Genomic DNA, 15,630 nt, shown 5'->3' on the forward strand with positions numbered 1-15,630 from the left:
GGATTCAGTAGCCCGAAACGGGGCAAGTGTGAAGATCGGGATTCAGGGCAGGGAATTGCGCTGCCCTTCATGCCGGAACGCGGGAAGCGTCGGCGGGGAAATAAAGTTGCATCGGCATAAGATTGCGTGTTAGGTTTCAGCAAAGATACGAACGTACCGAGCGGATTATTTCGTCCCGTACCCGGTACGGCCACGATTGCTGCCGGACGCTTTATCTTTCCGATCCGGCAGGCAAACAAGGATGCGAACGGCAAAACCGCCGGAAATAACCGGAAACAGTCGGAAGGGGTAAACAATCCGCCGATTCGCGTGCTTTATTTGTACGGACGAACGGAAACAGGGGTGCACGGCGAATAGGGCACGCGAGGCGGAACGGCGTGCGTGTAGTCGGACGCTACACGACTACACACGGGCAGACGCGCCGACACTACACACGGATGTCCGTCTGCAAAGATTTCCGGATAGCCGGAAAGATGGTTAGATACTTAGCTATTTAGCCGGATAGCTATATAGCTATCCGAATAGCTTGTTACCGATCTATTTAAACGGTCGATTCCGGCGGGCGATTCGTTTTTTTCCGGAATTCAATTCGGTCAATTCCGGACAAAACGTGACTTTACACGACACGGGGAAGCGGATGCGGCGGATACGCGGAAAACCGGCTTATATTGGCCGCGCGGACGGCCCCGAACGGTCTGGAAGGGACTACGGGGGACAGGGTGTACTAAGCGAACGCAAGAACGGTTACTATTGTAACGGGCGGAAGCCTTACATATAATTACTTATTTATTCACTTAAAACTTTAAATTATGAATGCAATCTGCATCGACGAGAAGGTATGAATAGCTCTCGTCAGGAAACTGGAATCGCTGTCGGCGCAGGCGCGGCAGTTGGAACGCAAATACGCTCCGGGGACGGACAGTAGCTGAATCGACTCTCAGGACGTGTGCTTCATGCTGGACATCGGCAAGCGGACGCTGCAAAGCTACCGCGAAAGGGGGATCATTCCCTTTTCCAGCGTGGGCGGCAAATACTTTTACAAAGAGGCGGACGTGGCGGCCTATCTGGAATCGAAAACCAAACGGAAAAAAGCGTAAACGATGGCATTGGATTATCTGACGATGGACAGCAACGAGGTGCGGCAAGCCTTCGCGCTGATCGGCGAGGCCGAACGGGCTATGAAAACGGCGGCGGACAACTACACGCCGTCGATCTGCAAAGAACGTTACCTCAGCGGGAGCGAGGTGTGCCAGTATCTGCACCTTTCGCCCCGGACGCTCCAGACGCTCCGCGACACGCGGCAGATCCCTTACACGGCGGTCAGCGGGCGGGTGTTCCTCTATCCCGAAGCGGGAATACGTGAAGTGTTGAAACAGAACTACCGATCAAACAAGGAGCGGTAAACAAACGAAACGGCGGACTTTTCAGTCCGCCGTTTCTTATTTCGTTCTAATCTCCTTGAAAAAATCTTCAAAAGAAATCTGATAGAATTTACATAACTCGGATAAAGAACTCATTGTAATATTAGAATTTCCCGATTCGATGCGCCCTATATGTATCTTAGTTTGTCGGTAAACTTCTGCCTGCGTCAATTTTTTCACACTTCGCAACTCTTTCAGCTTTTTCGCCACTTGGGTCATCAAGAATTCATTATGTCTTTGATTATTCATAATTTTATTCTTTATGGATTAGGCATGCCTTTAAAGAAATCTTCCAATGATATGTTATAATAATCGCAAAGATCGGCAAGCGTACTCAACGTAATATTATACTCTCCCCGTTCGACCATATCCATGTCTATTCCGGTATGAATATAAACTTTCTGTTGTGACAGATTTTCGTTTTCACGCAGATCGACAAGCTTTTTCGCGATCATCCCGAGTAATATGTCATTGCGTCTTTGCTTTCTCATATAACAAAGAACCTGAATAATGACATATTCTACTTTCATGTATTTGTCATTGAAATTTATTTTATATATATTTGCTTTTGATAACGGAGTAGGTCTGCGATAACAGACTTCATTAATAAAAAACAAAAAATTATGTTACCTTTGTATTTGAATAACACTACATAGCGGCATTGATCGCATTATAAATAAGGTAAACAACTCTTCATACTTTTGGCAAACTTTGGGGCCTCTTCGGAGGTTGTTTGAATCGGGTATAAAAGTTGTCAGTCCTCGTTATGTCCTACCCGTTTCCGGGTAGGACTAACTTGGGCGCAGGACAGCTTCCGATTCAAGGTTCCCAAAGACCTGCCAAAAGGAGCTGACACCGCGCCTTCTTTTTTTATCTCTGCACAAGACAAATCTGTTCTGCAACGGCGGTATCGTGGGCGCATATTTTCCAACCTATTTAAATTCTGCATCCATGCCTGTGCAAATACAAGACATTATCGCTAAGCGGTTCGCCGTCATTCGGCATCTTCAACCTTTCGATCGCATCTTAAAATGAGAAGCCGTGAAAAGAACGACCAATGCAAATTGGAAGCGGCTCTACAAGATGATCGAACATTCGGAACTTTTATTGATCCCGTGCGGACGGTGGCTTTTACCGGACACCGTTCCTATAAAATATATGCGTCGGCACGCGGGGAGAACCGTCTCCGGGTACAGGAAACCGTGATCGCCCGCACCGAACGGGCCGTGCGGCTGCTGTACGCTCAGGGGTACGACACATTCCTGTGCGGTATGGCGATGGGCTTCGACCTCTGGGCGGCATGGGCCGTGCTGTCGGTAAAGCCGGATTTCCCCGGTGTGCGGCTGATCGCCGTCATGCCGTTTCCGGGACAGGAAGCGAAGTACCCCGATGCAGACAAAAGACTATACCACGAAATAATGGAAGAAGCGGATCACAGCATTTGCCTGTACGACCGCTATACGTCCAACAGGGACTATATCGACCGCAACCGGGCGATGCTCGACCACGCCTCGATGCTGGTTTGTTACTTCAACGGCGAATCCGGCGGCACGGCCAGTACGGTTTCCGAGGCCCGGAACCGGGAAATGCAAATACTGAATATCTGCGGACACCGGGCCGCACGCAGGTATAACCACAACGTAGACGACCGGCTGGTCACGGAGATTATGAAGATCAGATAAACGCCAGAACACTCATTTTATATAAAAAATTATGAAAACAAAAAATCAATTCTTTAACGGTTCGCCGATCGCTGTCGCTTATTATGATCGAGCGTCGCATTTTTTAGGAACCACGATGTTACGACCGTCGGATATGGCTACATTCCCGACGATTTGCTGCTGGCATGGGTCGCACCCGATCCGCAGCAATTACTCTCCGACATGGCCGACGGGAAGGCCGATCCGGACAGCACCCTGCCGTTCGCCGTTTATTCGTGCGCCTATGGTTATCACGACCAGATTTATGCCGCCAAGCTCAAAGACGATTCGTACCGGACACCCTCCGAAAAGATCATCGAAGATTTCTTTCTGTTTCAGGAAACCCTGCATTATATCGTGGAGCTGCAGAAGCGGAATTATTTTTTCATACCGCTTCCTATTCTGCATTTCAATGCTTTGCCCGAAATGCTTCCGCTGCTAAAAGAGGCCGTCCAAAGACTCGGCGTTTTACAGCTATAAAGCCGCCGGGATGGAAAGGGTGTGCAGGAATCTGAGGACGCTTCCCGCTGAGCCGGATCGGAAACATTGTCGGAACGATTCGTAAATACCACACGATACGGTGTAACGAACCGTAGGCGTTCAATAAAAAAGCGGGGCTTCGGGGATCGCCAAAAATCCCGGAAGCCCCGCTTTTTTATTGCTTGGAATTCGTTACTATACGACTTTGAATTTATCTCCTATTTTCGCCTCCAACGCATCCATATCCCGCCCGATCTTGTCGTTCGTGATTTTGGCGTATATCTGCGTTGTGGTAATGTGCTTGTGTCCTAACATTTTGCTGACCGTTTCCAACGGCACGCCTTGCGACAGCGTGACGGTCGTGGCAAACGTGTGCCGGGCCTCGTGCATCGTGGGATTGAACGACAAGCCCGCATGACGGGCCACATGACGCATAGAGTTATCCATTGTCTTACAGGTTTTTACCGGAAAAACCGCATTCCCCGGCAAAGACAGATGGCTGTACCTTGCAACAAGCTGCCGCGCGACGGGCAACAGTTTCACACGGAACTGCGTTCCCGTCTTGGTGCGGTTGTCGATAATCCACATTTCGCCGCTTTCGTCCGTGTGAATATCGGCGTGGGTAAGTGCCTTTACGTCAATATGGGACATACCCGTGAAGCAACAGAACATGAAGATATCCCTTACTATCGCGGTTTTGTAGTTCGGTACTTGTACGTTCATCACGGCCTGCATTTCTGTTTCGGACAAATAGCGACGGTCGCGGTATTCAGCCTTAAACCGAAATCCGGCAAACGGATCGGCAGCAATCCAGCCGTTTTGGAACGCAGTATAGGTCATCAGATGTAGTTTCTTAATCGAGGTTTGCATGGAACCCGACCGCAAACCAAGATGATTGGACATAAAGACAACAAACTTATCCATAAAATCCCGTTTCAACTCTTTGAACGGAATATCCGACAGGTGGTATTCCTGTAAAAGGAACACAGAGAGATGTTTATAGGCTTTTTGGTAGTTTTCGAGGGTGCTTTGTGCCCGGTCTTTGCCCACACGTTTTCCGAACTCCTGCAAATACTCGTCAAAAGTCTGCATCAGCAGTTTGCATTCGCCGCCCATGCCGAGCCAAGCATTTTTAACCTTTTCGGCGGTTACATAGCTGTCCCGGTCGCTGATACGCTGATACTGCTTGCCGATGTTGGTTTTGATGTTCTCCAACGTCTCGTTGATGCGCTGCGCCTCCACGCTTTTTCCGACAGCTTTGTTTGCTTTTGAATCCCAAAGCGCCGGACGGATGTTCAGTTTACAACTGAACTGCGCCATCGTGCCGTTGATGGTAATACGCCCCATAACAGGGACTTTGCCGTTTTTTTCGTTTTGCCTTTTCAGGTAGAAAAGGACTTTAAAAGTGCTTCGTGCCATAACTCTAATTGTTTGATGTAAAATTACTTTGATTAGAGTTATCCGATGCTGTGAAACAAGGCGCAACAACCTGAAAAATAATACATTAAAAATAAAGTCCGGAAAAAGCCGCGGTAACGATTTAGTAACGCAACTCTTTCCGAACTCTGCCTTTCCTTGCGGTTTGACCGCTTTACTACCTCCGGGATAATAATGCTAAATATCTATTGTAGTGATATTTGCATTACTCTGCTGCCATCCCGTTTTTTTAAGGATACTCCTATGAGAAGTTACCACATCCAATATAACGACGGAGTTATTTTCACGGACGTATATACGTTGGCTCCATCGAAACGGGACTTTTTATTACAAAAATTAGACACCTGCAAAGGCAAACAACAAAGTACTTTTTTAAATGCAACGCAGTACAACAAAGGATGGAAGAATCCCAGTTATATCCATGACCATGTTTTTTACACCGTGAACGAAGAATCTTCACGGTTCATGCAAGTATTCATGAATACCATTATTTACATCAGCCGCGAAAAGGTAATGCCTTACCTTTCTTTGCAAAGCGAAGATATCATGACCGCGGAAGATATAGAATCGATTGAAAAAGACGCTCCAATCCATTCGGTATTCGATTACATATTTTCAAAAAATAAGATTTTCGATATCAACAGCTATTTCGAACACGACGGTCGTATCTACTTCGTATATCGCAACGGCCTGACTTCGACTTTTACTACGTACGATACGGAAACGAACGAAACGAAACTATACGACACGATTGCCGACGACCTGCTTTTTGAAAAAGATAATATGCACGTATGGTTTCCTAAGTTCGGCTGCGCCGGTAACGAGGGTGTATATTATTATGTCAATACAAATGCAATAGGAAATTTCATGGAGGGCTTTTCCCTGAATCTATTTTCCAAAAACTTAAACAAATCGGATAAATTGAAAAAAATGAAGGACGATGCCAATCCCGTGATATTTTTCTATAAATACAAAACCCTGCCGGATGAATAAAACCGTCGGCAAACGTTCCGATCAGTTCGATAAAATGCTGTACGGTTCCAGCCGGTCACAGCAAAAAAATACGTAATCGTCACTTCCCCTCCCGCCGACCGGGCAGCCGTCCTACAAATCATACCGGAGCAACGTATCCATGCAGGAAGGATGCGTGGCGTAGATACAATTGTTCTTCTCGTCCGGATAAAAAAACAGCGGCGGCATATCGAACCGGTAACGAACCACCGGATTGCCGTCGTAATCGTACACCTCGATCGTATTGCTCGGATTTTTACCTTCCGCATTCCGTTCGCCTTTGAACAGAGCATAAAAATATTTTTTACCGGCAAAGGCGCTTACATAATACAATTCCTCATCTTTAAACGTCGGCTGTTGAAGCTTATACTCCCCCACGATCCGCTTTTTCAATTCCAGAGTCTCCAGATCGTACAGATCGATCTGATTTTTATACAGATATACATAAACGATCACGGAATCGTTCGCAGCCATCTTGCCCCTGCTAAGATCCCACGCAAGTTCCTCTTGAGGACTCTCTCTTTCCATTTTCAATTCGCCGATCATCTCGTTTTGCCTCAGATTGTACTTTTTAATCGAATACTGGGGAGGCATAACGGTCTGGTAAACCAGCACAGAATCCTTCAACAAATGCATACTGTTAAAAGCCTCGTGAAAAGGGAGAGCGTACCGTTCGGTGAGACGGACACCGGCAGCGGGATCGACTGCCATCGACTTGAGATACCGAAGACCGTAACCGAACACATATATGCTGTCGGTTTGCGAATCTATCAGAAAGGGGATACTCGGAAACTCATCGGGCCCGTTTCCTTTATTCCCGGTCGCACAAACAAACCGCAAATCGGGTGCGGAGTAAACGAACAACATTTTCGGAGACAGAATACTCTCAATGAGAAGATAATCCCCCTTTTGCAGCATGTGTCCGGGATTCATCGTTTCACCCGCCGGAATACGGACGGCCCGGATCTTTTTCTCCTGCGGAAAGGCCCGCTTTGCAGTAACGACCGTATCGCGGTTGCCGCACGAAAAAAACAGTACGGCAAACGACAATACCCATAAAAGTTTCCTCATAATCCGCGCAGACATTTATATATAGCAGTATCCTGCCAAACTTTCGTGAAGTTACTCTTTTAGAAGCGAAAAGCAAAATTAAAGCATCGTTAAAATTGACTTTTAACGATGCTTTAATGAGAAAACGTCGATTCTTGGGGTAGAAATGAAAATTTATAAATCATACCGGAGCAACGTATCCATGCAGGAAGGATGCGTGGCGTAGATACAATTGTTTTTTTCGTCCGGGTAAAAATACAACGGCGGTATATCGAACCGGTACAGAGCGACCGGATTGCCGTCGTAATCGTACACTTCGATCGTATTGCTGCGGTTTTCGCCTTTTTCGGTTCGCTCGCCTTTGAACAAGGCATAAAAATATTTATCCCCCGGAATAACCCCCAAATAATACAATTCTTTATTCCGAAATGCAGGCTTCTGAGGTTTATAAACTCCGACGATCCGCCGCTTCAGCCTGAAATCCTTTACATCATAAATATCGATCTGGTTTTTATACAAATAAACGTATATCATTACCGAATCGTTAGCCGCCATATACCCCCTGCTGGTATCGAACGTAAGTTCACTTTCGGGGGTTTCCCGTTCGATCTTCAGTTCGTCTATGCTTTTACGATTTTTCAGATCATACTTGTAAACCGCATATTGAGGAAGCATAACCGTTTCATACAAAAGCACCGAATCATCAATCAAATGCATATGATTAAAAGCTTCGTACAACGGAATTTCATAACGTTCGGTCAAATGGACACGAGCTACCGAGTCCACCTTCAAACTCTTCAAATGTCTGTATGCATATCCAAAAACATAAAGGGTATCCGTACGCGACTCGACCAACATCGGAGGGAAAGGAATTTCGTTGGGCCCTTTCCCTTTATTTCCAGTTGCACAAACAAAATTTAAATCCGGCACTGTAAAGACAAACAATTGTTTTTTTGGCTGTCCGCTCCGAACAAGCAAATAATCTCCTTTTTGGATCATGTAACTAGGATTCATTACGTCACCCACCGGAAATTTAACGGCTTGAACTCTTTTTTCTTGAGGGAAAGCCATTTTCTCGGTTATAGTCACCTTTTGACGACAACTGGAAAACAACTGAGAAGCAAACAGCACAGCCCATAGAACTTTTCTCATACAATAAATTCGAGAAGAATAACAAGTTTCAATTACAGAGAACATTCACTCGGATCAAATGTATTCGACGCATCAACATAACCACATGATCCACAATATCTAACACTGGAAATCGTTTTTGAAGTATCAAAATAAATCCCATTACTACAAGGATATTTAAATTTTTCCGAACTTTCATCCCCAGACAAGGCCTCCACATTCTTTAACAATAAATCACCAACATTAGGATCATTACGCTTCATATGCATCGTTACCGCAATAAATCCTCCGCTTAAAAGGATAGCTGCCAAAATACTTTTTTTCATAATTTTTTTCTTTAAATTCAATAATCCACATCAATTCATTTACATTTAATTACATTCTAAATTTTTCAGAACAATCGATCCATAGGCATTCTTATATTGGTTTGTCTTTAAAGTTATATTATCCTTTCGCAAAAAGCAAAATAAAATACCGCAAAAAGAACTGAAAAAAAACCTTTTGCGGCATTAAACAATCGGAAAAGAATATTTCTAAGGTGTTTTTTAAAATACCATATTATGAAGATTTACTTCTAGCTATCAATACTTTCCTTTCCAGAGTTTTTTGATCCGCTGTTCAATTTCGCGCTCTTTCGGGTTGTCGGCCGGATCGTAGAACCGGCGGCCTTCCATGCCCTGCGGCATGAACTCCTGGTCGGCGAAGTGATCTTCAAAGTCGTGGGCGTACTTGTAATTGTCGCCGTAGCCGAGATTTTTCATCAGCCTGGTCGGCGCATTGCGGATGTGCAGCGGGACGGGATGGTTCGTCGTATCCTGGTTCACGAATTTCAGCGCCCGGTCGATCGCCAGGTAAGCCGAATTGCTCTTGGGACTGGTAGCCAGGTAGATCGTCGCCTCGGCCAGCGGGATGCGGGCTTCGGGCATACCGACCTTGTGCACCGTTTCGAAACAGGCGTTGGCCAGCAACAACCCGTTCGGATTGGCCAGACCGATATCTTCCGACGCCAGGATCACCAGCCGCCGGGCGATAAACTTCGGGTCTTCGCCGCCGGCGAGCATCCGCGCGAGATAATAGATCGCCGCGTTCGGATCGCTGCCGCGCACCGATTTGATAAAAGCCGAGATTACGTCGTAGTGCTGTTCGCCGTTTTTATCGTACAAAGCGATATTTTGTTGCAAACATTCGGTCACGTTTTCGTCGTTAATGACGATCTCTCCCTCGGTAGCATTGCAGAGAATATCGATAATGTTCAGCAGCTTGCGGGCGTCTCCTCCGCTGAAACGGAACAGCGCCCCGGTCTGTTCGACCCGCACGCCCCGCTCCCGGAGCACCGTGTCGGCAGCGACGGCGCGATCCAGCAATCGTTGCAGATCGCTGTCCTCCATCGCCTTCAGCACATAGACCTGACAACGCGACAACAGCGGCGAGATCACTTCGAACGACGGATTTTCGGTCGTCGCGCCGATCAGCGTAATCACGCCCTGCTCGACGGCGCCGAGCAGCGAATCCTGCTGAGACTTGTTGAAACGGTGGATTTCGTCGATAAACAGGAACGGCGCCGGCGTATTGAAGAAATGACTCTTGCGGGCCTGCTCGATCACTTCGCGCACCTCTTTCACGCCGGAATTGACCGCCGACAGCGTGAAAAACTTCCGGTCGAGAGCCGTCGCCACCAGCCGCGCCAGCGTCGTCTTGCCGACTCCCGGCGGTCCCCACAGGATAAACGACGGCACGTTGCCCGTCTCCAGAAAGCGGCGGAACACCCCGCCGCCGCCGACCAGATGGGCCTGTCCGACGTAGTCGTCGAGCGACTGCGGACGCAACCGTTCCGCCAATGGTATATTTGTCTGCATAAAGAAAAAATGTTATCTTTACAAAGGTAATCGTTTTCCCGCACAATTTTTAAGATCGCACCGGCTTTGAAACGCATAGGAATTCTCTCGGACACGCATGGTATTTTCGATCAGCCTCTTCGGAAATTTTTCGAAGACGTCGACGAACTATGGCATGCCGGAGACTTCGGCTCCATCGAAACGGCCGACGCCATTGCCGCCTTCAGGCCGCTGCACGGCGTGTACGGCAACATCGACGGAGGGCAGACGCGCGTGGCATTCCGGCGGTGGGAGCTGTTCGAATGCGAACAGGTTCCAGTGATGATAACCCACATCGGCGGCTATCCCGGGCACTATGCTTCCGGGGTGGAAATGCAACTGCGGATGCACCGGCCGAAAATCTTCGTATGCGGACATTCCCACATTCTGAAGGTAATGTACGATAAAAAAAACAGTCTTCTTCATATCAATCCCGGGGCCGCAGGGATTGCTGGCTTTCACCAGGTAAGGACGGCCATACGGCTCGTAATCGACGGAGAGGACATCCGGGAGCTGGAAGTCGGAGAATGGCCCCGGCGTCCGACATCATAATAAACCCGAATATTCCGGCGTTATCTTCACGAAATTAAAATTAGAGAAAACGCTATGCAAGTAAAGCAAACAAAGACGCTGGAGGCTGTTTTTGCGGCAGGATGCCGCGAAGCACGCCGACGTCACGCCGATGAGGTAACCCTCGACCACCTGTTTCTGGCTATCTTGAAACAGGAAGGAGGGCACGCATCTCACCTGCTGAAAAGGTTGCTGAAAGAATGGGAACTTTATCAGATCAAAATACGTCTCGAACGGGAACTGGGCCCGGTCGTTTTGCCGGACACCCCGCTCAACATCTCCTGTCCGGACGTCCGTTTCGACGAAAACGCGCTGCTCGAGCAGATGCGTATGTCCGGCCCCTGCATGGTGCAGGACACCTGTAACACGGGACACCTGTTGCAGGTCATCGTCGACGACCGCAGCTCGCGCAGCTCGCGGATACTGGTGCTGTACAATGTGACTTCGGAAAAAATCGTCTCCTACCTCGGCGACATGCCTCCCAACGAGGACTACTACGAGGATATGCAATATCTCTCGCTGCTCGGCGAAGAGAACGGAGAACACCCCGAACGACTCGTATCGGGAGTAATGCGTATCGCCGTGACCGACGGGCAACCGGCGGCCAAAGACAGTATGCTCGGCCAGTTCGGCGTCGACCTGACCAACTGCGCGGCCGAAGGCAAACTCGACCCGGTGATCGGCCGGGACGCCGAAATCGAACGGGTGATCCAGATCCTCGGCCGGCGCAAAAAGAACAACCCGGTGCTGATCGGCGAAGCGGGCGTCGGGAAGTCGGCCATCATCGAAGGGCTGGCGCTGCGGATCACGCAGAAGAAAGTCCCGCACGCACTGCTGCACAAACGGATCTTCTCGCTGGACGTCGCCTCGCTGGTCGCAGGGACGAAATACCGCGGACAGTTCGAAGAACGGATCAACCTGTTGCTGAAGGAACTCTCCGGCAGCGACGTGATCCTCTTTATCGACGAAATCCACACGATCGTCGGCGCCGGCAGCACGCAAGGGTCGCTCGACACGGCCAACATCCTGAAACCGGCGCTGGCCCGGGGCGAACTGCAGTGCATCGGAGCCACCACCCTGAGCGAATACCGCGAAAATATCGAGAGCGACAGCGCGCTGGAGCGGCGTTTTCAGAAGATCATCGTGGAACAGCCGTCGGCCGAAGAGACGCTGTGTATGCTGAACAACATCAAGAAACACTACGAATCGCACCACTGCGTTCATTATACCGAAGCGGCGCTGGAAGCCTGCGTCCACCTGACGCAACGCTACGTGCCCGACCGCTTCTTCCCGGACAAAGCGATCGACGTGATGGACGAAGCGGGCAGCCGCGCCCACGTGTTCAAAGTCAAGACGCCCGAACCGCTGGCCTCGATGGAACGCGACGTCGAGACGGTATGCGCCGAAAAGAACCGAGCGATCCGAATGCAGAATTACGACGCGGCCGCCACGCTGAAAAACCGTGAAAGCGCGCTGCGCAGCCGCCTGCAAGAGATGGAAACGCAGTGGAAAGAGCAGATGACCCGATGTCCGGTAGAGATCGACGAGCAGGCGATCTGCGAAGTGGTCGCTTCGATGACGGGTATTCCGGTAACGCGCATTTCGGACAGCGAACAGCGCCGGCTCAAAGAGATGGACGCTCACCTCGCATCGGTCGTCATCGGACAGGACGAGGCCGTTTCCCGCGTAACGCGGGCCATCCGCCGCAGCCGGGCCGGGCTGAAGGACGCCAACCGTCCGATCGGCGTATTCATGTTCGTCGGGCCGACCGGCGTCGGCAAGACCCATGTTGCCAAACAACTGGCCAAATACCTGTTCGATAGCGAGGAAGCGATGATCCGCATCGACATGAGCGAATATTCCGAGAAGCACAACGTAAGCCGCCTGATCGGTTCGCCTCCGGGCTACGTCGGCTACGGCGAAGGAGGACAACTAACCGAAAAAGTACGGCGCCGCCCTTACTGCGTACTGTTGTTCGACGAGATCGAAAAAGCGCACAGCGACATATTCAACCTGATGCTGCAGATTTTCGACGAAGGCCGACTGACCGACGGACTGGGACGCCTGATCGATTTCCGCAATACGATCATCATCATGACCTCGAACGTGGGATCGCGGGAGGTTATGCAACGCGGCAAAAGCGTAGGCTACAATACGACCCGCAAGCCGACATCCGACGACCGGAACAGGGAGTCGCTCTACCGCAAGAACCTCGAACGGAACTTCGCCCCGGAATTCATCAACCGGATCGACGACATCGTAACGTTCGGAACCCTGACCGAAAAAGACGTCCTGCGGATCATCGACATCGAACTCGGCAGCCTGAACAGGCGGATCGCCGACCAGGGTTACACGGTCGAAGTGAACAACGCGACCAAACGGTGTCTGGTACGCGAAGGGTACGACCCGCACTACGGAGTCCGCTCGCTGAAACGGGTATTGCTCGACAAAGTGGAAGACCCGCTGGCCGAACTGATCATATCGGGCGAGGTGCACGAGGGCGACCGGATCATGGTCGACTGCAAAAACGGCCAGATCAAATTCACGGTGGTTCCCGGAAACGAAACGCGCACCATAGCCTCCTGAACCGGATAAACACCTTCTATCGAACTCACGAAGAGGCGGAAACCAATGGTTTCCGTCTCTCTTTTTTATGTCGTCCCCGGCGCTTCGGTTGCCAATCCGAAAGATTCGACCTACCTTTGCACTCCGCAAACCGCAACCGCATGAACCGTACCGCCAGCCTCCGCAAGTGGATCCCGCAATACAAAGCCAACCTCGCGCTGGCCGGTCCGGTCGTGCTGTCTCAGATAGGTCAGGTCATCGTACAACTGTCGGACAACCTGATGGTCGCTCGGCTGGGCGCGCTGCCGCTGGCGGCGGTATCGTTCGGCGGAGCCGTCTTCACGATCTTCTTGTTCTGGGGCACCGGTCTGTCGCTCGGCCTGACGCCGCTGACCGGCGAAGCCTATGCGCAGCGGAAAATCCGCACCACCGCAGGACTGCTGCAAAACGCGCTGGTACTCTACTCGCTGGTCGGTCTGCTGCTATTCGGCGTCCTGTGGATGCTGGGCGACCTGCTGGAATACATGGGACAATCGCCGGAGGTGGTGCGGCTGGCCGTTCCTTATTACCGTTACCTGGCATGGAGCATCATTCCCTATATGGTCTACCTCTCTTTCAAGCAATTCCTGGAAGGAGTCGGAAATACGCGCACCGGCATGGCCGTCGTGCTGATCGCCAACGCAATCAACATCGTATTCAACTATTTGCTGATATTCGGCAAAGGCGGATTTCCGGAACTCGGAGCCGCCGGGGCGGGACTCTCCACGCTGATTTCACGGATCTGTATGCCGCTGTTCATGCTGGCCTACTTCCTGTGGAACCAGTCGGTGCGCCGCTATTTCGCCTTCTTTTCCCGTACCGTCCAAACGTGGAGAAACATCCGCCGACTGCTGTCGGTCGGACTGCCCATTTCGGTGCAGGTCGTGCTGGAAGTGATGGCTTTCGCCCTGTCGTCGATCATGATGGGCTGGATCGGCCCTTCGGAACTGGCCGCACACCAGATCGTACTGTCGGTCGGCACGATGGCCTACATGATGCAGGTCGGCATTTCGACGGCGACTACCATCCTGGTCAGTCATGCCTACGGTCGCAAAGACAGGCAAGGCATACGGCTCGCCGCCGCCGGTTCGTGTCATCTGGGGCTCGCTTTCGCGGTCGTCACGATGAGTTGCCTGATCCTGTTCCGATACCGGATCCCGATGCTGTTCACCGACGATGCGGCCGTCGTGGCCATCGCGGGCCAGCTTTTTATCTTCGCCGGGCTGTACCAACTGTCCGACAGTTTGCAGATCATCCTGGTAGGCGTATTGCGCGGTATGCAGGACGTAGCGGTACTGATGAGTTACTCGTTCGTCTCCTACCTGCTGATCAACCTGCCGGTCGGCTACCTGTGTGCCTTCACGCTCGGCATAGGGCCTTCGGGCCTGTGGATCGGGTTCATCTTCGGACTCAGTATCGCCGCATGGCTCTATTACCGCCGCTACCGCAAACTGTCCCGCCGGCAATCGCCCGGACACGGCGGCGACCGTCCGCTTACGGCTCCCGTTTAAGCGGAATCTCGTAACTCGCCCCTTCGACGGCGGCTTCCGCCGCTGCGAATATGCCGCGGGCCTCTTCTACGAGCAGGCTCTCATCCTTATACCGGGACGAAAAGTGTCCGATGAGCAACCGGCGCGCGCGGCTTTCTCCGCGACCTGCGCAGCTTGCACCGTCGTCGAATGCCCGGTCTGTCGGGCCAACGCTTTATCCCCGGCGGCGAAAGTCGCTTCGTGATACAGCAGATCGACCCCCCCGACCAGCCCGGCCGCACGCGCCGAAGGCAGCGTATCGCTCAGGTAGGCGTAACTGCGCCCCCGGTAAGGCAAATAGGTAAGTTCACCGTTCGGAATCGTCTCGCCGCTGTCCAGCGCGACATCCTCGCCGCGTTTGGCGGCGACACACTGCGCGATCCCGAGCCCATACCGCGCGACCGCCTCTTTGCGGACATTCAGCGGCGGCGTCTTCTCCCGAAACAGGAATCCGGCGGCGGGCACCCGGTGACGCAGCGGCACCGAACGGACTTCGAGCACTTTGTTCTCGTAAATCAACTCGCTGCGGCGCGTCCGCACTTCGTTCCATTGGATTTCATACGGCAACTCCGTATCGAAATAACGCCGGTGGGCCGCCAGGATCTCGTCGAACGGCCGCGGCGCGAAAATCTGCAACGGCGTGCGGCGCCCCGTCAGCCCGAGTGTCGAAATCAGCCCGAAAAGCCCGTAAACATGATCGCCATGCAGATGCGAAATAAATACCGCATTTATTTTCAGCGGGTTGATCCCGCAGCTCATCAACCGGGCCTGGGTTCCCTCCCCGCAATCGACCAAAAAAAAACTGCTCATGTACGTTCAGTAC

Annotated in this window: 16 protein-coding genes; 8 read left to right on the top strand and 8 right to left on the bottom strand. The window is 51.2% G+C overall.

Features of this window, described 5'->3' with window-relative positions; all coding sequences use genetic code 11:
- Positions 1-929: 929 nt before the first annotated feature.
- Both DW082_RS08110 and DW082_RS08115 read left to right on the top strand, forming a co-directional pair.
- Complete coding sequence (locus DW082_RS08110) at positions 930-1,097, top strand: helix-turn-helix domain-containing protein (protein ID WP_118458182.1); 168 nt, start codon at positions 930-932, stop codon at positions 1,095-1,097.
- Positions 1,098-1,100: 3 nt separating this feature from the next.
- Positions 1,101-1,403, top strand: coding sequence for a helix-turn-helix domain-containing protein (locus DW082_RS08115; protein ID WP_118458184.1), 303 nt, complete (start codon positions 1,101-1,103; stop codon positions 1,401-1,403).
- Positions 1,404-1,439: 36 nt separating this feature from the next.
- Here the strand turns inward: DW082_RS08115 and DW082_RS08120 are convergent, their stop codons facing one another.
- The gene (locus DW082_RS08120; protein ID WP_101573974.1) at positions 1,440-1,670 is read right to left on the bottom strand and encodes a helix-turn-helix domain-containing protein; all 231 of its coding nucleotides are present in this window, start codon (positions 1,668-1,670) and stop codon (positions 1,440-1,442) included.
- Positions 1,671-1,681: 11 nt separating this feature from the next.
- Positions 1,682-1,951, bottom strand: coding sequence for a helix-turn-helix domain-containing protein (locus tag DW082_RS08125; RefSeq protein WP_257937132.1), 270 nt, complete (start codon positions 1,949-1,951; stop codon positions 1,682-1,684).
- A 501-nt stretch (positions 1,952-2,452) separates the two neighbouring features.
- Between DW082_RS08125 and DW082_RS08130 the strand changes: the two genes are divergently transcribed.
- Both DW082_RS08130 and DW082_RS08135 read left to right on the top strand, forming a co-directional pair.
- Positions 2,453-3,103, top strand: coding sequence for an SLOG family protein (locus DW082_RS08130; RefSeq protein ID WP_118458186.1), 651 nt, complete (start codon positions 2,453-2,455; stop codon positions 3,101-3,103).
- A 153-nt stretch (positions 3,104-3,256) separates the two neighbouring features.
- On the top strand, positions 3,257-3,601 hold the full coding sequence (locus tag DW082_RS08135; protein WP_118458188.1) for a hypothetical protein: 345 nt from the start codon (positions 3,257-3,259) through the stop codon (positions 3,599-3,601).
- Between the two features lie 195 nt (positions 3,602-3,796).
- Here DW082_RS08135 and DW082_RS08140 read toward each other — a convergent pair whose 3' ends face one another.
- Positions 3,797-5,020 carry a site-specific integrase gene (locus DW082_RS08140; RefSeq protein WP_118458189.1) on the bottom strand — a complete coding sequence of 408 codons (1,224 nt, stop codon included), beginning with the start codon at positions 5,018-5,020 and terminating at the stop codon, positions 3,797-3,799.
- A 318-nt stretch (positions 5,021-5,338) separates the two neighbouring features.
- On the opposite strand from DW082_RS08140, the gene DW082_RS08145 reads away from it, so the two are divergent.
- Positions 5,339-6,031 carry a hypothetical protein gene (locus tag DW082_RS08145; protein WP_147386991.1) on the top strand — a complete coding sequence of 231 codons (693 nt, stop codon included), beginning with the start codon at positions 5,339-5,341 and terminating at the stop codon, positions 6,029-6,031.
- A gap of 111 nt (positions 6,032-6,142) precedes the next feature.
- Here the strand turns inward: DW082_RS08145 and DW082_RS08150 are convergent, their stop codons facing one another.
- The 4 genes from DW082_RS08150 to DW082_RS08160 all read right to left on the bottom strand — a co-directional run bounded on the left by DW082_RS08150 (position 6,143) and on the right by DW082_RS08160 (position 10,086).
- The gene (locus tag DW082_RS08150) at positions 6,143-7,120 is read right to left on the bottom strand and encodes a BF3164 family lipoprotein (RefSeq protein ID WP_172970737.1); all 978 of its coding nucleotides are present in this window, start codon (positions 7,118-7,120) and stop codon (positions 6,143-6,145) included.
- Between the two features lie 153 nt (positions 7,121-7,273).
- On the bottom strand, positions 7,274-8,251 hold the full coding sequence (locus DW082_RS08155; protein ID WP_182424129.1) for a BF3164 family lipoprotein: 978 nt from the start codon (positions 8,249-8,251) through the stop codon (positions 7,274-7,276).
- Between the two features lie 32 nt (positions 8,252-8,283).
- A complete protein-coding gene (locus tag DW082_RS14315; RefSeq protein WP_147386992.1) occupies positions 8,284-8,556 on the bottom strand; it encodes a hypothetical protein in 273 nt (90 codons plus the stop codon).
- Between the two features lie 255 nt (positions 8,557-8,811).
- Positions 8,812-10,086 carry a replication-associated recombination protein A gene (locus DW082_RS08160; RefSeq protein ID WP_055202265.1) on the bottom strand — a complete coding sequence of 425 codons (1,275 nt, stop codon included), beginning with the start codon at positions 10,084-10,086 and terminating at the stop codon, positions 8,812-8,814.
- A 66-nt stretch (positions 10,087-10,152) separates the two neighbouring features.
- Between DW082_RS08160 and DW082_RS08165 the strand changes: the two genes are divergently transcribed.
- The 3 genes from DW082_RS08165 to DW082_RS08175 all read left to right on the top strand — a co-directional run bounded on the left by DW082_RS08165 (position 10,153) and on the right by DW082_RS08175 (position 14,789).
- Positions 10,153-10,656, top strand: a complete 504-nt coding sequence (locus tag DW082_RS08165; RefSeq protein WP_055202267.1) for a metallophosphoesterase — start codon at positions 10,153-10,155, stop codon at positions 10,654-10,656.
- A gap of 54 nt (positions 10,657-10,710) precedes the next feature.
- A complete protein-coding gene (locus tag DW082_RS08170; RefSeq protein ID WP_118458197.1) occupies positions 10,711-13,260 on the top strand; it encodes an ATP-dependent Clp protease ATP-binding subunit in 2,550 nt (849 codons plus the stop codon).
- Between the two features lie 140 nt (positions 13,261-13,400).
- Complete coding sequence (locus DW082_RS08175; RefSeq protein ID WP_118458242.1) at positions 13,401-14,789, top strand: MATE family efflux transporter; 1,389 nt, start codon at positions 13,401-13,403, stop codon at positions 14,787-14,789.
- Positions 14,790-14,855: 66 nt separating this feature from the next.
- Here the strand turns inward: DW082_RS08175 and DW082_RS08180 are convergent, their stop codons facing one another.
- A complete protein-coding gene (locus tag DW082_RS08180) occupies positions 14,856-15,617 on the bottom strand; it encodes a ribonuclease Z (protein WP_310648309.1) in 762 nt (253 codons plus the stop codon).
- Positions 15,618-15,630: the final 13 nt, after the last annotated feature.

The sequence above is a fragment of the Alistipes sp. AF48-12 genome (genome assembly GCF_003477565.1).
Lineage (GTDB): Bacteria > Bacteroidota > Bacteroidia > Bacteroidales > Rikenellaceae > Alistipes_A > Alistipes_A hominis.